Source organism: Hymenobacter sp. BT559, from assembly GCF_016427535.1.
GTDB lineage: Bacteria > Bacteroidota > Bacteroidia > Cytophagales > Hymenobacteraceae > Hymenobacter.
In genome coordinates this window covers 869,225-886,296 of the sequence record NZ_JAELXV010000001.1, presented here as the reverse complement: position 1 = coordinate 886,296, position 17,072 = coordinate 869,225, and the positions used below count along the sequence as shown (strand labels likewise).

The 17,072-nt window shown below is 60.4% G+C and carries 14 protein-coding genes; 5 read left to right on the top strand and 9 right to left on the bottom strand.

Going from position 1 to position 17,072, the window contains the following annotated elements; genetic code table 11:
- Positions 1 to 56: 56 nt before the first annotated feature.
- Positions 57 to 2,117, bottom strand: a complete 2,061-nt coding sequence (locus JAO77_RS03640; protein ID WP_198988936.1) for a M13 family metallopeptidase — start codon at positions 2,115 to 2,117, stop codon at positions 57 to 59.
- 333 nt (positions 2,118 to 2,450) lie between these two features.
- Here JAO77_RS03640 and xseA point away from each other — a divergent pair, with 333 nt between their 5' ends.
- Together xseA and xseB are read left to right on the top strand one after the other, a co-directional pair.
- A complete protein-coding gene (xseA, locus tag JAO77_RS03635) occupies positions 2,451 to 3,857 on the top strand; it encodes an exodeoxyribonuclease VII large subunit (RefSeq protein ID WP_198988935.1) in 1,407 nt (468 codons plus the stop codon).
- Between the two features lie 24 nt (positions 3,858 to 3,881).
- Positions 3,882 to 4,211 (top strand): exodeoxyribonuclease VII small subunit, encoded by a 330-nt coding sequence (gene xseB / locus JAO77_RS03630; RefSeq protein WP_198988934.1) that lies wholly within the window; start codon positions 3,882 to 3,884, stop codon positions 4,209 to 4,211.
- A gap of 169 nt (positions 4,212 to 4,380) precedes the next feature.
- Here xseB and JAO77_RS03625 read toward each other — a convergent pair whose 3' ends face one another.
- The 3 genes from JAO77_RS03625 to JAO77_RS03615 all read right to left on the bottom strand — a co-directional run bounded on the left by JAO77_RS03625 (position 4,381) and on the right by JAO77_RS03615 (position 6,534).
- The gene (locus tag JAO77_RS03625; protein ID WP_198988933.1) at positions 4,381 to 4,920 is read right to left on the bottom strand and encodes a heme NO-binding domain-containing protein; all 540 of its coding nucleotides are present in this window, start codon (positions 4,918 to 4,920) and stop codon (positions 4,381 to 4,383) included.
- Between the two features lie 157 nt (positions 4,921 to 5,077).
- A complete protein-coding gene (locus JAO77_RS03620) occupies positions 5,078 to 5,959 on the bottom strand; it encodes an anti-sigma factor (protein ID WP_198988932.1) in 882 nt (293 codons plus the stop codon).
- 14 nt (positions 5,960 to 5,973) lie between these two features.
- Positions 5,974 to 6,534 (bottom strand): RNA polymerase sigma factor, encoded by a 561-nt coding sequence (locus tag JAO77_RS03615; protein WP_370549605.1) that lies wholly within the window; start codon positions 6,532 to 6,534, stop codon positions 5,974 to 5,976.
- Between the two features lie 194 nt (positions 6,535 to 6,728).
- On the opposite strand from JAO77_RS03615, the gene JAO77_RS03610 reads away from it, so the two are divergent.
- Positions 6,729 to 8,123: an NAD-dependent succinate-semialdehyde dehydrogenase gene (locus JAO77_RS03610; protein WP_198988931.1), complete on the top strand. Its 1,395-nt coding sequence runs from the start codon at positions 6,729 to 6,731 to the stop codon at positions 8,121 to 8,123.
- A 127-nt stretch (positions 8,124 to 8,250) separates the two neighbouring features.
- Here the strand turns inward: JAO77_RS03610 and dinB are convergent, their stop codons facing one another.
- The 4 genes from dinB to JAO77_RS03590 all read right to left on the bottom strand — a co-directional run bounded on the left by dinB (position 8,251) and on the right by JAO77_RS03590 (position 12,515).
- The gene (gene dinB, locus JAO77_RS03605; protein ID WP_198988930.1) at positions 8,251 to 9,321 is read right to left on the bottom strand and encodes a DNA polymerase IV; all 1,071 of its coding nucleotides are present in this window, start codon (positions 9,319 to 9,321) and stop codon (positions 8,251 to 8,253) included.
- Between the two features lie 96 nt (positions 9,322 to 9,417).
- On the bottom strand, positions 9,418 to 10,242 hold the full coding sequence (locus JAO77_RS03600; protein ID WP_198988929.1) for a YdcF family protein: 825 nt from the start codon (positions 10,240 to 10,242) through the stop codon (positions 9,418 to 9,420).
- An 83-nt stretch (positions 10,243 to 10,325) separates the two neighbouring features.
- The gene (locus JAO77_RS03595) at positions 10,326 to 10,679 is read right to left on the bottom strand and encodes a thioredoxin family protein (RefSeq protein WP_198988928.1); all 354 of its coding nucleotides are present in this window, start codon (positions 10,677 to 10,679) and stop codon (positions 10,326 to 10,328) included.
- A gap of 69 nt (positions 10,680 to 10,748) precedes the next feature.
- Positions 10,749 to 12,515 carry a DUF885 domain-containing protein gene (locus tag JAO77_RS03590; protein WP_198988927.1) on the bottom strand — a complete coding sequence of 589 codons (1,767 nt, stop codon included), beginning with the start codon at positions 12,513 to 12,515 and terminating at the stop codon, positions 10,749 to 10,751.
- Positions 12,516 to 12,742: 227 nt separating this feature from the next.
- Here JAO77_RS03590 and JAO77_RS03585 point away from each other — a divergent pair, with 227 nt between their 5' ends.
- Together JAO77_RS03585 and JAO77_RS03580 are read left to right on the top strand one after the other, a co-directional pair.
- Positions 12,743 to 14,071, top strand: a complete 1,329-nt coding sequence (locus JAO77_RS03585; RefSeq protein WP_198988926.1) for a hypothetical protein — start codon at positions 12,743 to 12,745, stop codon at positions 14,069 to 14,071.
- A 159-nt stretch (positions 14,072 to 14,230) separates the two neighbouring features.
- Complete coding sequence (locus JAO77_RS03580; RefSeq protein ID WP_235998195.1) at positions 14,231 to 15,625, top strand: DNA/RNA non-specific endonuclease; 1,395 nt, start codon at positions 14,231 to 14,233, stop codon at positions 15,623 to 15,625.
- A gap of 171 nt (positions 15,626 to 15,796) precedes the next feature.
- On the opposite strand, the gene JAO77_RS03575 is transcribed toward JAO77_RS03580, so the two are convergent.
- Positions 15,797 to 17,062 carry a TlpA disulfide reductase family protein gene (locus tag JAO77_RS03575; protein ID WP_198988925.1) on the bottom strand — a complete coding sequence of 422 codons (1,266 nt, stop codon included), beginning with the start codon at positions 17,060 to 17,062 and terminating at the stop codon, positions 15,797 to 15,799.
- Between the last annotated feature and the right edge of the window lie 10 nt (positions 17,063 to 17,072).

The window sequence follows — 17,072 nt, the reverse complement described above, 5'->3', positions numbered from 1 at the left end:
AGGGCTTAGTAAAGGAATCAACTCGCGGACCCGCAGGGTCTACGGTACACCACTACTTACCAGATGCGAGCCTGCTCGGCGGCAGGGCGCTCCATCTTATCGGTAGGCTTGCAGCCGAAAGCCTCGTAGAACTCGGGCATGTTCATGAGCGGGCCGTTGGTGCGGAACTGCTCCGGCGAGTGTGGGTCGGTTTGCACTTGCTGGCGCACATACTCGGGGCGGGCGTTGCCACGCCAGATTTGGGCCCAGCCTAGGAAGAAGCGCTGCGCAGGCGTGAAGCCGTCGATGCTCTTATTGGCCTTGAACTCGGGCGTCTTCTGGTAGGCTTGGTAGGCGATGGTGAGGCCCCCTAGGTCAGCTAGGTTCTCGCCCATGGTCAGCTTACCATTCACGTGAACCGAGTCGAGGGGCGAGAAAGCGTCGTACTGCTTGCCCACCATCGCGGCCTTGGCGTTGAATTTGTCATTGTCTTCCTTGGTCCACCAGTCGCGCAGGTTGCCCTTCGAGTCATACTGCCGGCCCTGGTCGTCAAAGCCGTGGGTCATTTCGTGGCCAATCACGGCGCCGATGCCGCCGTAGTTCACCGCGTCGTCAGCCTTGGGGTCGTAGAACGGAGGCTGCAAGATGCCGGCTGGGAACACAATCTCGTTCATCGGCGGGTTGTAGTAGGCGTTAACAGTGGGTGGTGTCATGCCCCACTCGCTCCGGTCGATGGGCTTGCCAAAGTGGTTCAGCTCATCCTGGTTGCGCCAGATGCGGGCGGCTACTACGTTATTGAGGTAGCTATCGCGCACGATGTTCAGCTTCGAGTAGTCCTTCCACTTGTCGGGATACCCGATTTTAACCGCGAAGGCGTTGAGCTTGGTGATGGCCTCCTTCTTCGTGGCGGCGCTCATCCAGTCGGTTTTCATGATGCGCTCGGCGTAGGCAGCGCGCAGGTTCTCAATCATTTCCTTGGCCTTCGCCTTGGCAGCCGGCGTAAACGCCTTATCGACGTAGAGCTGGCCAAAAGCTTCACCTAGGGCGCCGTCGGTGGCGCGTAGGCTACGCTTCCAGCGGGGCTGCTGCTGCTTGGCGCCCGTCAGCACCTGCGCAAAGCGAAACGACTCGTCGCCAAACGTCTTGGGCAGAGCCGGAATGAGGCTCGTAACGAGGTGGAAGCGGAGATACTGCTTCTGGTCGGCGATGGGCTCGGCGGCCAGCATGGTGTTTACCTCTTTCAGGTATTCGGGCTGGCCCACAATGATTTCCTTAGCCGTGCCGAGGCCGCTGGCCTTCAGTACTTGCGAGAAATCGATGTTGGGATACTCCTTGCTAAGCTGCGCCACCGTCATCTTGTTGTAATTCTTCTGCGGGTCGCGCAGGTCTACACGGCTACGGCTGGCCTGGGCCAGTTTGGTTTCGATGCGGGTTACAGTCGCGGCATTCTTGGCTGCGGTGGCTGCATCGTCACCTAGGAGCTTGAAGAGGTTGGTCTGGTAGGTCTGGTACGCGGCCCGGATGTTTTTCATGCGGCCGTTGTCGCTCAGGTAATAGTCGCGGTCGGGCAGCGAGAGGCCTCCCTGATATACCTGCACCGCGTACTGGGTGCTGATTTTCTCGTCCTGGCCCACGCCGAAACCATACCACACGCTACCAGCCTGCGCCCGCGGGTCGGCCAAGAATTGCTGCATCTGCGGCAAGGTTTGGATGCCGTTGATGCGGTCGAGGTAAGGCTTCAGGTACTTAAGGCCCGCCGCGTCAATAGCGGCCGTGTCCATAGCCGAGGCATAGAAGTAGCCTACTTTTTGGGCATTAGAACCCGGCTTGGCCGTGCCCGCACCGCGCACCAGGTCTTCTAAAATGGCTTTCTGCGTAGCGTTGTTGCGGTCGGCCAGCTCATTGAAGCTACCCCAGCGGCTTTCGGCGGCCGGTACTGGGTGGCTCTTCAGCCAGTTGCCCGAAGCGTATAGAAAGAAGTTATCGCAGGGCGCCACCGATTTATCGATGTAGGCCGGGTTGATGCCGCGGGGCGTAGCAGCAGTCGTTTTCTGGGCCAGCGCGGGGGTGCTGGCGCCGAAACCCAGGAGGGCTGCCACCAGGGCTGCACCACGCAGGTGACGGGACGAATTCGTCATAAAAGTGGGGTGAGAGGGGGAAAAGAGAGTGTGTTGTAAGCCGCAAGGTACGGGCAAGCGCAAAAATGCCTCACCCGGCAGCTAGTTGGCTAAGGCGCAGGGACGCGCAAAAAGTTCGGCAATAAGGGCGCTAAACTCCTTACTCTCCTACTGGCAGCTTCCCCCGACTGGCACGAGCACCCCCAACTGGCTCCGACTGGCTCTGGCTAGCGCGAGTTACGGCTTCGCCTAAACTCGCGCCAGTCGGACACCCTAGGTAGCACTACCACTCAACTTTTTTAGCCCGTCGTACCTTTATGGGTACGCGGAGCCTCTTCGCGTTATTATATTTCCATGCCGCTTTACCCCCGCCGTGCCGCTCCTACCCCCGCCGAGCCGGCTGCCCCGCTTAGCCTAGGCGCGCTGCTTACGCAGGTGCGCGCCGCCTTGCACCACCGCTTTCCCGATAGCTACTGGGTGGTGGCCGAAGTGGCCGACATGACGCGCCCGCGCCAGCAGGGCGGCCACTGCTACCTCACGCTGACCGAGCCCGCCGCGGGCGCCGAGGCACTAGGCTTCACGGCACAAGCGCGGGCTACCCTCTGGGGTAGCCGCTACCAGCAAATTGCGCCCGCCTTCACCGAGGCCACCGGCCAGGAGCTGCGCCCCGGCCTGCGCCTGCTACTGCGCGTGAAGGTGACGTTTCACGAGCAGTACGGCTTCTCGCTCGATGTGCTTGCCCTCGACCCTAGCTATACTGTCGGCGAACTGGCCCGCCAACGCCTAGCTACTCTGCGTAAGCTTGCCGAGAAAGACCTGCTTGAGCGCCAGCAAACGCTCACCCTACCCCTAGGGCCGCAGCGCCTGGCGGTCATCTCCTCCCCCACCGCGGCGGGCTTCCAAGACTTTGTGCGCCAGCTCGAAGAGGCGCCGTACGACTTTGCCCTCACCCTATTTCCTGCCTTGATGCAAGGCGAAGATGCACCCGCCAGTATCCGGGCGGCGCTCGATGCCATTCGGCCCCGCCGCGGGCAGTTTGAGGTAGTTATTGTTATTCGCGGGGGTGGCTCGAAAACGGACTTATTGGCTTTCGACGAATACGGGCTGGCGGCGGCTGTGGCCTCGTTTCCGCTGCCGGTGCTCACGGGTATCGGACACGAGCGCGATGAAGCCGTGATAGACCTAGTAGCCTTTCGCGCCCTCAAAACACCCACCGCCGTGGCGGCTTTCCTGGTCGAGCGCCTCGCTCGCCTCGAAGCCCTGGTAATGGAGCTGGCCGAGCGCGTAGCCGACCGCAGCCGCCAGCACTTATCTCAGCACCACGCCCGCTTGCAGCGCCTGGCCGACCACTCGCGCGAGGCCGCTCGCCAGCAACTGCGCCAAGCCCAGGAAACCCTGGCCCAGCGCAGCCGCCAAGCCACGCAAGCGCCGCGCCAGCACCTGCGCCAGCTCGGCCAGCATCTCGAAAGCTTCCGATACACGCTGCCGCAGGCGGCCCGCCGCGCCCTAGGGCACGAGGAGCAACGCCTGCGCCGCCGCTCGCGCACGGTGCTGCGCCGCTTTGTGCGCCACCACCAGCGCCGCCGCGAGCAGTTGCTGCGCCAGCGCTATGTGGTGCAGCAAGGCTTTTCCAAAGCAATTAAGCAGTATGAGCTCAAGGCTATGATTTTGGAGGTAACAACGCTGCGGCAGGAAAACCAACTGCTACGCCAGCACTCCGCTTCTACTCAACCAGCCGCCACCATACCTCATACTTCCTAAGCCTAAAACTTATAACCCAACCAAGTGACTTACAACGAAGCCATTCAGGAGCTAGAAACCATTCTGCGCAGCCTCGAAACCGACCAGGTAGATGTCGATGACCTCACGGCCCGCGCCGAGCGCTCGGCCGAGCTCATTCGCCTGTGCCGCCACAAGCTGCGCCACGCCGAAGCCTCGCTCGACCGCGTGTTCGACTCGCTCGACGAGGAAGACGACGCTACCCCTGACGAAGACGATGAACTCGAAGTAGAGATGGAAGAGGAAGAAGATGATGTGGACGAAGAAGATGACCACGAAACTGATGACTACCAGCCCGGTGGCCCCGGTCGCCCCATGCAGCCTAGGTTGTTCTAGCCGTAGGTAGCAAGGCTATTTAGCAACGGTGTCTGTCATGCAGCGCGCAGCGAAGCATGACAGACGCCATTTTCCTGACTTTTCTAGTCAGCTTCAATTAGCATAAAAGGCAATGGGCGTACTGACTCTCTATCAGTACGCCCATTGCCTTTTATGCTAATTACCTAGTTCAATTCCGCCGCACGTGAATTTGCACACGCTCGCCGTCCTCGCTGGTGGTGGGCATCACGTCGATGCGGTCGGCCTCGTCGTAGTAGGCGGCCACGCCGCGCACGATGCCCACGGCCAGCCCGCCCATGCGGCGCGCTGATACATAGTTGATTAACAGCTCATTCTCGCCCAAGCGCTTGACTTCTAGCACGGGCGGCGCGTTTTCGACGTGTTCGCGGCGCACTTGGGTGTGCATGCGGCCTTCGGTGTGCTCCAGCATGTCGAGGGTGCGCCAGTTGGGGTCGAGGTACTTCTGGTACATGTACATGAGGTCGGGCACCAGATATTCGCCAAATTTCTCGTGTAGCTCGCCAGCCGAGAGCCCGGTCATTTGGGCGGCCTGGCCGACTAGGGCGTACATGTGCTCGTCGGGATACACCGATTTATGGTTGAAGTCGGCAGCGCTGAGGCCCGATGCTTCTAGCAGCCGCACCCACGTGCTATGGTCATACTGCGTCTGGACGTATCGCTTTAGCAGCGCAAAAATGGTACCGTGCATGGAGTGGGTTGGTATTCTTCTAATTAGCTAGAGCAGTAAGCAAAAAACGAGCGAAATGTTAAAAGGCAACACGTTGCTTCCGGTACCGGAAGCAACGTGTTGCCTTTTAACATTTGTTTACCAGATATTTACCTACTGATAAACTTTCGCTTATTTCTTAAATATTCCCTATCACGGTCATGGTGTCGAGCGTGGGGCCGGCGCTGCCACCGGTGGGCTCCACCGTCATGGCAAACGCTTGAGCACTGGTAATATCCTTCATCTGCTGCAAGCCATCGCCAGCCGTGGTAGCGGCCGTGAGCACGCCTGCATCCACGGGCTTGCCCTGGTCGAGGGCCCACAGTTGATACTGCTTGCCAGACGGCAGCGGGGGAAGCTGCGCCACATCAACGTACACGCGGTGAGCTGCCTTATTAAACAGCACGCGGGCGCGGGCCGTGGGGTGGGCCGGCGTACCGGCCAGGGCCACTAGCTTATACTCGTCGGGCGAGCGCAGCACGTGCAACTGCTCCTGGGTGGCGCTCAGGCGGCGCTCCATCACCTGCGTGGCGCTGGCAAAGCGGGTTTGCTCGCCTAGGGCCAGGGCCAAGTCACTGCGCGTCTGCTGCAAGTTGGTGTAGAGCATCGCATTGCCCACTAGGCTTAGGAGCAAAGCAATAGAAGCAGCAATGGCCCAGCCGCTGCGGCGAGCGGCTGGTTCGGCTACGGGTGCGACGCTGGCCACGTGCGGGTTCGAGGCCAACACGCGCATGGTGGGTACTTCCGGGGCAGGGGCAGGAGCGGCGGGCACCGAGGGAGTCGCCGTGCTGATTTCGGCCAGCACGCGGCCCAGCACCCGCTCGCGCATGCCAGCGGGAGGCGTCAGGGCGTGTGCTTCGGCATATACGTCGAGGCCAGCAAGCAGCGCGTCTAGCTCTTCCCGCACCTCGGGGTAGCGGCGGGCTTGCGCCTCCACCTCGGCCCGGGCAGCGGGGTCAAGCTCACCTAGGGCGTACTGCTCTAAGCGTCCAGATTCCAATATTTCTTGATAATTTTCCACGAAGTCGGGCGCGATTAGCGAATAAGTTTGGCGAGAACCTTAAGGGCGGTTCGGGCTCGGGTTTTCACGGTGCCTAGCGGCAGGTTGAGTTCTTCGGCAGCTTCGCTCTGTGTGAAGCCACCGAAATAGAGCAGGTCGATAACCTGGCGCTGCTCGGGCACTAACTGCTTGGTAATCTCTTGCAAGCCAACGTGCTCGGGGCGAAAGGTAGCCGGGGCGGCCTGCCGCTGCGCGGCGAGGCTGTCGTCGAGGCCCTGGGTGCGAGAACTTACGCGGTGCTGGCGCGAGCGGATTTTATCAATCGCTAAATTTCGACTAATATTCACCACCCACGTAAACAGGCGCCCTTTACTGGGGTCGTAGCTCTCGATGGCGTGCCAGATTTTGACCAGCGCCTCCTGCAGCACATCTTCGGCCTCATCCTCCGCTTTCACGATGCGCTGGATAACGCCGTAGAGCGCCGCCGAATAGCGGTCATAAAACTCGGTCATGGCCGTTTCGTCGCGCGCGCGCAGGCGGCTGACTAGCGCCGCTTCGGCGGCCGTGGGAATAGAAATAAGTGGTTCGTCGGGCACGGGAGATAGGCAGTTGGATAAAAACGAGCGCCACCGGGGTAATCGTTCGGTAGCTGTGGGCGAAAATAACAGGTTTCGAAGGTAAGACCATTGCGCTTGGCCGCCGCCCAAGGCCCCGGACACAACCTAGGGAGTGCTGGCGGGGTTTTAAGACTTAAAATTTCTTGTTTTTGCCCAACCGGCTGTCCACGCTCATGGCTATCGAATCTCACAATCCTTACACTAACGAAGTATTACACAGCTTTCCGGCTTTCACGGCTGCCGAAACCGAGCAGATACTTGCCGAAGCCTACCAGGCCGCGGCCGACTGGCGCACAACTTCCTTTGCTGAGCGAGCCGCCGTGCTGCGCCGGGCGGCCGAGCTGCTGCGCCGCCGCCAGCATGAGCTGGCCCATCTCATGGCCATTGAAATGGGCAAGCCCGTGCACGACGGCCGAGCCGAGGCCCAAAAATGCGCCGCCTGCTGCGACTATTACGCCGACCACGCCGAGGGCTTTCTGGCCGATGAGGAAATCAAGACCGAAGGCGGCCGCAGCTTCTTGAGCTACGCGCCGCTGGGCGTGGTGCTGGCCGTTATGCCCTGGAACTTCCCGATGTGGCAGGTGGTGCGCTTTGCCGCGCCCGCTCTCATGGCCGGCAATGTGGGCCTGCTGAAGCACGCGCCCAACGTGCCGCAGTGCGCCCTGGCCTTAGAAAAGCTTTTCCACGATGCGGGCCTGCCCCCCGCTGCCTTCCGCACGCTGCTCATCGAAACAGAGCCCGTGGCGGGCCTCATTGCCGACGACCGCGTGGCCGCCGTAACGCTCACCGGCTCGGAGCGGGCCGGCGCAGCGGTAGCCGCCACGGCCGGGCAGCACATCAAGAAAACGGTGCTGGAGTTGGGTGGCTCCGACCCCTTTATTGTGCTGGCCGATGCCGACCTGGCCACCGCCACCAAAACCGCCGCCCAGGCCCGCATGATAAACGCCGGACAAAGCTGCATCGCGGCCAAGCGCTTCATCGTGGAGGCCTCTATTCACGATGAGTTTGTGGAGCTGCTAAAGGAGCACTTGCAAGCCCTGCACTACGGCGACCCGCTCGACGAAGCTACCGACTACGGCCCACTGGCCCGCCTCGACCTAGCCGAAAATCTCACCCAACAAGTGACCGATAGCGTGGCCCAGGGCGCCACCGTGGCACTGGCCGGCGGCCAACCCGACCCTAGCTCACCCCGCTTCGACCCTATGGTACTCACTAATATTCGGCCCGGCCAGCGGGCATATGCCGAAGAGTTTTTTGGCCCAGTGGCGCTAGTGCTCAAGGCCCAGGATGCCGACGATGCTGTGCGCCTCGCCAACGACTCGCGCTTTGGCCTAGGTGCTGCGGTGTGGACCAAAGACCTGGCCAAGGCCGAGGAGATGGCCCGGCAGCTGGAGAGCGGCGCCGTGTTCGTGAACGGCCTAGTGAAGTCAATGAACGAGCTACCCTTTGGCGGGGTCAAGAAATCGGGCTACGGGCGCGAGCTTTCCTTCCTAGGTATCCGGGAGTTTGTAAACCAGAAGTCGGTGTGGATTGGGGAGGAGAAGGTGGAAGAGGCAAAGACGGAGTAACGTGTTTACCCCACCCCCGGCCCCTCCCCTCCGGGAGAGGGGAGCCGGACGCTCGCTAACGTATGAGGACGATAGGCTCCCCTCTCCCGGAGGGGAGGGGCCGGGGGTGGGGTTTTTCGCACTGCGCTTACAACCCTAGGCCCAGCTGCTGACCGGGTTTTTCGCCCGCTGCTCCTTCCAGCCCTGACAAGGCCACGCCCAGCAGGCGCACCCCCTGGGCCGGGGGTAGCAGCGGCGCCAGCAACTCGTGGGTTACTTGCGTGAACTGCGCCAGCGTGCGCAAGGGCGACAGCGCACTACGACTACGCGTGATTTGCCGAAAGTCATCGTATTTCACTTTCAACGTCACGGAGCGGGCCACTACCCCTAGGCGCTCGGTGCTGGCCCACACACCGGCCAGCAGTGGCGTCAGGCTCTCATAAAATTCGGCCGGCTCGGTAAGGCTCTGAAAAAACGTCGTTTCGGAGCCGATGGACTTGCGCACGCGGTCGGGCACCACGGGGCGGTGGTCTTCGGCGCGGGCAATGGCGTAGTAATAGCCGCCGGCTTTGCCAAAATGCTGGCGCAAGAAGGCCTCGGGCTGCTGGCGCAAATCGTGGCCCGTGAAGATACCTAGGGCGTTGAGCCGCGCCGCCGTAGCCGGCCCGATGCCGTGGAATTGCCCTACCGCCAGTGCCTCCACAAAGGCTGGCCCCTCGTGCGGCCGAATCACAAACTGCCCATCGGGCTTGCGGTGGTCGGAGGCCAGCTTGGCCAGAAATTTATTATAAGAGATGCCCGCCGAGGCCGTGAGGCCGGTTTCGGTGCGGATGCGGGTCCTGATTTCGCGGGCCCACTGCGTAGCGGTGGTGTGCGGCGGCAGCTGCTCAGTCACGTCGAGGTAGGCCTCATCCAACGACAGCGGCTCGATGAGCGGCGTGTAGTCGGCCATGATGGCGCGCACCTGCTGCGACACTGCCCGGTACACTTCGAAGCGCGGCTTCACAAATATCAGTTCGGGACAGCGGCGGCGGGCCGTGCTGGAGGGCATGGCCGAGCGCACCCCAAACTGCCGGGCCTCATAGCTAGCGGCAGCCACCACGCCGCGGTCGCGGGCGCCGCCCACGGCCACGGGGCGCCCACGCAGGGCGGGGTCGTCGCGCTGCTCCACGGAGGCGTAAAACGCATCCATGTCGAGGTGAATAATCTTGCGAACCATAGTTTTTAGCTGGTAGCCACTGGCTGCTAGCTAGTAGCCCCCTCGCAAAAGGAGAAAGCCAGCAGCTGGCAGCCAATGGCTACTAGCTGAAGAAAGCTAGCAGTAGCCAGCCACTTTGTAAACCACGTAGCCGGCCATTTCGTGCAGCAGCAGGCTCCAGCGACCTAGGGCCCCAATGTCGGGCACCAGCCAGTAGTCGGGCGTCCAGTTGCGGTCGGTGGTATAAAAATCGGCCGGGAAGGACTGCGGGTGCAGGCCTACTTTGGCAAAGCAGCCCAGCGCCCGCCGCTGGTGAAAGCCCGAGGTAATGAGCACCAGCGACTTAATATCGGGATGCTGCGCTAGCAGCTCTTTGGTAAACTTCGCGTTTTCGCGGGTGTTGCGGCTGCGTTCTTCCAGCAAGATGTCTTCTTTCGGCACGGCAGCTAGGCGCAGCACGGTGGCCAGGTCCTTAGCCTCGGTATTGGCTACGCTTAGAATAGCGCCCGAGCCGCCCGAGATGATGATGCGCCGCGCCCGCCCCGAGCGGTAGAGCCACAGGGCGTAGTTGACGCGGTCGGCCCCGTGCTGCAAATACACCCGGTCGTGCGGCGACTTGCGAATGGCCGTGACGCCCGTGAGCACTACCACCGCATCGGCCGGGGCTATGGCGCTCAGCAGCACCGGCGGCTTTTCCCAGGCCAGCAGGGCCTCGTTTACCAAGGCATTATTAGTACCCAGCAGCACCAGCAGGCCGGCACCACGCAGCCAGCGGCGCTGGGCTTTGCCGCCCGGCTGCGCCACCAAGGCACCTAGGAGTAGCGCCACCAGCCACACAGCCGGCAGCAGCACAAAGTCCAGGGTTTTGGAAAGAATAAAAAACAAGGCTATAAGGAATTGAATAGCCGCAAAAATCGTCATGCTGCGCTTGCGAAGCAGCATATCACGGCAGAACATCCTTATTCTAGCGAGATAAGCTGCTTCGCAAGCGCAGCATGACAATGTGTTGTGCTTGGTGCCGCGTACTACTTCACCGGCATAAAGGTTCGCAGGCGCTCCAGCTGCGCCACTACCTGCGCCTCCTCAATGAGGGCATCGCATTCGAGCAAGCGGCCCTGGCAATAGCTCACGAAGAAGGGCGCCACTTTTTCTTGCATCAGCTTTTTGGCTACCGGGTTTTGGTCTGAATTTAAGCGCACGAAGAGAATGCTTACGTTGTCGGGAGCATCTACAAACTTGGCAAATGGCGGAGCTAGGGCTTCGCAGGCATCGCAGTTTTCGGAAGTAAACTTGGCAAACACCTTCATGTGCTCGTGAATGAGATGGCGCAATTGTTCATCGTCGGCATCTACCACGTGCTGGCGGGCTTCTTCGGTCATGGTAAAAAAGAAAGAATAACCGTTGAAACTGTAGACGACCAGTAAAAGTTACACTACCTAAAATACCACTCAGCGCCGCAGCATCAGGTCACGGATGTATTTGACTGGCGCACTGCCAAAGCTCAGGAACTGCTCGTTGAAATTCTTGACGCTGAACTTCTCGCCGTCGCGCTGCTTCACCTCATTGCGCAGAGCTACTATCTCAGTGTAGCCCGTGAAGTACGAGCTTAGCTGCACCTGGCTCAGGGTGGCGCGGTGCCACTTGTTGCGCGCTTCGGCTTCCTCCTGAAAGCCCGCGCCGGTGAGCAGCGCCACCACATCTTTTTCGCTCGCATTTTTCGTTTGCACTAGGTTGTCAACCACCGCATTGAGGGTCGAGCGCATATTCCACTTGTCCCACAGCAGCCACATCTCGTCGGAGTTGTTGCCGTAGCCGGCTTCCAGCATCATTTGCTCGCTGTACACGGCCCAGCCTTCTATCATGGCGCCATTGCCGAAAATACTCTTCACGCGCGAAGGCGAGCGGTTGGCGTACACTAGCTGCGTGTAGTGCCCCGGAATGGCCTCGTGGATATTGAGAATCTGCAGGGTATAGTCGTTGTACTCGCGTAGGTAGCTTTCAGCCTGCTGGGCCGTCCAAGTAGTGGGCAGGGGCTCCACGTTGTAATAGGTGTTAGCCTTGAGGTCGTAGGGGCCGGGGGCACTTACACTGGCGCCGGCGCCGCTGCCGCGCATGTAGAGGGGCGTTTCGCGCACCACCAGCGGCTTGGTGGGGTCTTGCGTCAGCAGCTTGTGGTCGTTCACAAACTTGACGAGCGTCGGAGTTTGGCGCTTCACGGCATCCACGAAGCCTTCGCGCGGGGCGTGCTTCAGGGTCAGCTTGTCAATAACCTGGCGAATGAGCTGCACCGTGTCTTTGGGCACGGGCTGGCCCGCGCAGTACTTAGGGAACAGCCGCGCCGCCCGCCGGCCCATGTCATGCAGCAGGTTGGCTTTGCGCTGCTGGGCCAGCTGCAACACTTCTTCGGCCGAGTAGCGCGACTGGATATCCAGCGCAAACTTGCGGTCGAACAACGCCTTATCGATGCGAAACGAGCGAAAATCGTTGCCCGTCAGCACGTCTTGCTTCAAAAAGTCAATGTATCCCTGCACGGCCCGCTGCGCGCCCGCTATGCGCTGAGTCAGCAGCTGCTTTTCGGCCGCGCTCAGGCTCGACTTGCGCACTGAGTCAGCCAGCGCGGGGCCAAACACGGCTAGGCCGCCCTCATTTTGCTGCACAGCCAGCTCGGCATGCTCACGAGTCGGCCCGGTGATGTTGGCCTTGGCCGCCGCGTAATAGGCCGGAGCCTGGGCTATTTTGTCGGAGATAGTACGCAGGCGGCGCGCCAGCGGGTAGTGGCGGCCATTGAGTAGGTCGCCCACGCTAGCCCCTAGGTTGTAGTTGGCGGGGTTCCACTGCCAGCTGAGGAGCGTGTCGGCATACCAGCGTTGGCTCCGCAGCTCATTGTTGAGCAGGCGCCAATCTATCTGATTGGTGGGCGACAGGCTGTCGAGAGTGAAGCCCGCCAGCGCCCCTAGGTTCTTCGTGACAAAGGCGGCATCGCTGCGCCGCTGGGCCGCGTCGGGTATCACCAGCAGCGAGTCGTACTTATGAAAGCCCTGCGACGAGGCATAGTCGGGGTTCTGCCGCCAGAAGTCGAGAATGAACTGGTCTTTGTAGCGGTCGAAGCGCGCATCGGCCGCAGAGGCACTGGCTTCGCCGGGGGTGGTTTTGGTGGTGTTGCTGGTGCAAGCGGGTAAAGCCAGCAGCACTAAAGGAAGGTAGCGAAGTTTCATGCAATAGCCGGAAATGAATAACTAAAGGAACAACTAGTGGCCACAAAGTTGCGGCCGCTTTGTGCTGGGGCGCTACTATACGCGTCTATTGTGCCCTAGGTCCTCGGTGGCGGCATGTTTTGAGCGATGCGCCCACTACTCGGCCCGGTCTTTGCATCTTTGGGGGTCCATTTGCTTTTCCTGTAACTCCTTAACTGATATCTTCAAACAGGTCTTTCTTCTATCCTATGTCTGTTGTTGTATTTCGCCCTTATCTGCTAGGCCTGGGCTTGCTTTTACCCGCCTCGGCATTTGCCCAAGCTACTACTTCTACTGCCCCGCCCGCCGATGCGGCCCCACCTACGGCAGCCGTGCCGGTGGCACGCCCCACTCCCGAGGATGTCCAGACGCAGGCACTCGCCCAAGCCCAAGCCACAGTACTGCTGCTCACGCGGCGTGTCGACAGCCTGCGGCAGTCGTATCGGCAGCAGCAGCGCGTGTACACCGAGCTGGGCGGCAAATTCAACAATTTTCTGACGGGCCAGAAGCTGAGCCAAACCACTCGCTTCTCGCTGGCCAAAGGCAACGTGAAGGCCACCGCCGACCTGCTGCAAGTAAGCCACAGCCGCCTTTCGCAGCTGCGCGCTCTCACCCAGGCGCTGCGCAACGCCAATGAGCAGGCGGCGCTCAGCTCGCCTACCGAGAGCAACCCGCTGGGAATTTCGCTGGTTGATTATACCAAGTCGCTCATTACGACGAAGGTGGTAGATAAGAGCCGAGGCAACCGACTAGTAGACCTCGCTACCCATCTCACCAGCAATTCGTTGGTAAAAACTATTCCGACGGTGGGGCCCATGCTCAATGCCGTGACGGAGCTACTTAGCGGCGTGCGCGCCAGCAGCCTCACCAACGACGGTTTCTCGGCCGCTCAGGTCCGGACAATTGAGAATGGCCTCAAGCCAACGCTTAACTTCTTTAGTGCCCTCGATGCGGCCCGTGCCGACAACCAAGCCTCGCTGCTGACCCTCGACAACGAGTTAAGTGTGCTGCAGCACCAGCTTAGCCAGCTTTACCGGCCCTACGTGCAGCTGGCGGCGTACCAAGAAGATATTTCGGCCTACTACACGGCCGCCCCGGTGGGCCAGCCCGCTACCAATTCGCTCGACGTAGCCAACATCAGCCGCATGAGCAACTACGTGGCCGCCAACCTGCCCGCCCGCTTCACGGCTCTCGACCAAGCCTTTGCGCGGGCCCAAAACCAGCTCGATATTCTGGACCCCGACTCATACCTGACGCCCGCCAACAACTCGGCCGAGCAGGTGGTGCAGCTGGCGGCCCAGCTCCAGAGCCTCACCGACCGTCTACCCGTCATCACGAGTCAGTACAGCGCCGCCATTCGGGCCGCCATCGCGCAGGGCCAGCAAGATGGCTTGATTAAAGCTGACCGCGCTAGCAAGGTAATCGCCGACGAAACCGCCCGCGCCAAAGCCGCTGCCGAAACCTACCAGCAAGCCCGAGCCTCTGAGCGCTTCGGCGAAACCCTGGCCAACGTGAAGCCCCTCTTCAAACTGTATTAATCACGCTTACCCCACCCCCGGCCCCTCCGGGAGAGGGGAGCCCTTCGTCCTCTAACGCTAGAATCGTCCGGCTCCCCTCTCCCGGAGGGGGAAGGGGCTAGGGGGCCGGGGGTGGGATAAATGCGGCCGTAATGCCCCTAAGCACGCTACTTTCGCGCCATGCAATTTTCTGCCGCTCTTCTTGCCGCTACCCTCTTATTTGCTTGCTCGGCTCCCTCTACCGAAACCGCAACCTTAGCTACCGCCCCTATCCAGGCCGCTGCGCTGCTCGAAACTTTCGAGAGCGGCGCTAAAGGTGCCTACGCCACTGCTCCGGAGGCGCTGGCTACCGGTAGCTGGCTTTTTACTGAGGCACTCATTGGTAGCACGCCCGAAGACCATAAGGCCGGTGCGCACGCCGCGCGCCTGCGCGCGGGTGGGCGGCTTACCATGCAGTTCGACGCGCCGGCCGGGGTGCGGCGCATCAGCATCAAGTCGGCGGCGTATGGTAGCGACGGCGCTAGCACCTGGGAGCTGTGGGTGAGCCGCGACCACGGCCGCACCTGGCAGCGCAACGGCCAGCCCCAAACCGCCAGCGGCCCCGCCCTACGCCCGGCCGTATTCGCGGGCACTGCCAACGAAGCCATTCGCCTGGAAATTCGCAAAATTGGCACGGATAAAAACCGCCTTAACCTCGACGACATTCGCCTCGAAACTACGGGCGGCGTGGTAGTGGTACCCACCAAGCCAACCCCGGCGCCGACCACTCCTACCCCGCAGCCGACGCCGCCCACCGCCGGCGCCCGTCCCGACAACGATAACCTGCTCCTAGGTAACCCCAGCGGCGCTACTTCCGACCCGACCAATACCACCAACTACCTGCTCACCCATCCGCAGTACGCCACCGGCTATAATGCCCAGCGCGGCATTCCGGTCTGGACGAGCTGGCACGTAGGCCGCACCGACCTCACCAAAGCAGCACCTAGGCAAGACGATTTTCGGGCCGACCCCGCCCTGCCCCGGCAATTCTACGCAGTGTCGCCGCAGAGCTACTCGGGCTCGGGCTTCGACAAGGGCCACAACTGCCCGAGCGGCGACCGCACGGCCTCGCTCGACGACAACTCGGCTACTTTCTTGATGAGCAACATGGTGCCCCAGGCGCCTCAAAATAACCAGCAAACCTGGGGCAACTTGGAGGAATACACCCGCTCGCAGGTGGTGAAAGGCCAGGAGGCTTACGTGCTCATGGGCAGCTACGGTCGCGGTGGCGTGGGTAAAAACGGCCCCGCCAGTACCATCGACCAGGGCCGCGTAACGGTGCCCGCCCGCATCTGGAAGGTTATCGTGTTCTTGCCCGAGGGCAACAACGACCTTCAGCGCATCGCGGCCGGCCAAGCCCGCATCCTAGCTATCGACACGCCCAACGACAACACCACCATCAACCCCGATTGGCAACAGTACCTGACCTCTATCGATAAGATTGAGGCCGCCTCGGGCTTGGATATTTTGAGCGCGCTGCCACTGGCCACCCAGGCGCAGCTACAAAAAGTGGTGGATGGCGGCAGGGGGCGCTAGCCGCCGCACCTTTACGTTCGGCTGCCTTGCTCCCATAACGCACGAGCCCTAGGGCCAGCAAACGCTGACCCTAGGGCTCGTCTTGTCGGGCTAGCCGAGCCAGGTCGATGGCCGTTGCAGAAAGCCACATGAAGCTTATTACAGCAGTCCACCAGCCAGCGAAGCCGACTTTTACAGTGCCTGTAGTTGTTTATACAGCTTGGGATACGGCACATCGACGGCCACAACACTACCAGTACTATCTACCAGCAGGTTAGCCGGTATACCCTTGATGGCAAACCGCCTGATATCGTCGCCGTAGCCGCCTTGTAGCTCCGAGAGGTGCGGCATGCGCAGGCTGTCCTCGGCAATGGCTTGGGTCCACTTGTTGCGGTTGTCGTCTAAGGAGATACCCAGCATGCCAAAGCCCTTGCTGTTATATTGTTTATAGAGGCTGTAGTACTTGGGCATTTCCAGGCGGCAGGACCCGCACCAGCTGGCCCAAAACTCTATCAGCGTCAGCTTATTACGCTTGAAGAGCTGCTCGACATTCAGCTCCTTGCCCGCGGGCGTCGTACCGGCCAGCTGCCGAATGCGATAGCCCACAAAGCGCTGGTTGTTCTGGTTGCGGGTTTCGTTTTTTGCCAGCGCTTTGTCCAGAATCTGACCGTAGAAACTCGCTTGCAACGGGGCAGGCATGGCGTTGTAGTACTGGCGAAAGCGCTCTACCGCAGGTTGGTACTCACGGTTATCCAGCATCGCCGAAAGCGACAACTCCGAAGTAGGATGCTGCTTGACGAACATATCAGTTGCCGAAGCCAAGTAGCTGGAAAATCGATATCTGAGTTCGCGGGCAGAATCGGCCGTTTGCTCTATCAAGACCTTGTTGCCTGTGCCCATCGCCTGCAAAAACTTATCTCTTGCCCGCGCCTGGTCCAGAAAAAACTGATTCCAGACGCTGTCACGTGTTAGCAAATATTGCTCCCACTCCTTTTGCAGCGGAGAAGTGGAAAAGACGACCGTGTTTTTTAGATGAGAACCTACGTCGGACTTTTCGTAAAACTTAGTTCTAATCTGCTTTTTGGTTGCTTTTATATGAATAGAATCAGTAGGTAGATAGACATCGACAAACCCAGACATCGTTTTGTCGATTTTACTGTAATACAAAAAGGTGTAAAGTCCAGGCTGGCTGATTTTTCCTCGCATAGAAAAATGCCCATCCTTACTTTGTGTACTATCTGTCTTTCCGGAGACTGTATATTCTTTTATATACAGCTTTGCTTTGCAGTCGTCACAGCCTTCTATATCAGCTGCGATAGAGTAGCTGTATTCCCTCGGTGGCTGCTGCTGTTGCTGCTTTGGCTGGCAGCCGCCAAGTAGCACCACCCAAAGTAGAAAAAGCCAGCCACTTTTATCGCTAGCCAGCACACCCAGCTTATTCCGCTCCAGCTTTCTCATACAATTGCTT

What these genes read in the sequence shown, in the direction of transcription:
- JAO77_RS03595 (WP_198988928.1), bottom strand. Translation starts at nt 10,679, where the DNA reads ATGACCGAAGAAGCCCGCCAGCACGTGGTAGATGCCGACGATGAACAA.
- JAO77_RS03575 (WP_198988925.1), bottom strand. Translation starts at nt 17,062, where the DNA reads ATGAGAAAGCTGGAGCGGAATAAGCTGGGTGTGCTGGCTAGCGATAAA.
- JAO77_RS03600 (WP_198988929.1), bottom strand. Translation starts at nt 10,242, where the DNA reads ATGCTGCTTCGCAAGCGCAGCATGACGATTTTTGCGGCTATTCAATTC.
- JAO77_RS03640 (WP_198988936.1), bottom strand. Translation starts at nt 2,117, where the DNA reads ATGACGAATTCGTCCCGTCACCTGCGTGGTGCAGCCCTGGTGGCAGCC.
- JAO77_RS03585 (WP_198988926.1), top strand. Translation starts at nt 12,743, where the DNA reads ATGTCTGTTGTTGTATTTCGCCCTTATCTGCTAGGCCTGGGCTTGCTT.
- dinB (WP_198988930.1), bottom strand. Translation starts at nt 9,321, where the DNA reads ATGGTTCGCAAGATTATTCACCTCGACATGGATGCGTTTTACGCCTCC.
- xseA (WP_198988935.1), top strand. Translation starts at nt 2,451, where the DNA reads ATGCCGCTTTACCCCCGCCGTGCCGCTCCTACCCCCGCCGAGCCGGCT.
- JAO77_RS03610 (WP_198988931.1), top strand. Translation starts at nt 6,729, where the DNA reads ATGGCTATCGAATCTCACAATCCTTACACTAACGAAGTATTACACAGC.
- JAO77_RS03590 (WP_198988927.1), bottom strand. Translation starts at nt 12,515, where the DNA reads ATGAAACTTCGCTACCTTCCTTTAGTGCTGCTGGCTTTACCCGCTTGC.
- JAO77_RS03580 (WP_235998195.1), top strand. Translation starts at nt 14,231, where the DNA reads ATGCAATTTTCTGCCGCTCTTCTTGCCGCTACCCTCTTATTTGCTTGC.
- JAO77_RS03625 (WP_198988933.1), bottom strand. Translation starts at nt 4,920, where the DNA reads ATGCACGGTACCATTTTTGCGCTGCTAAAGCGATACGTCCAGACGCAG.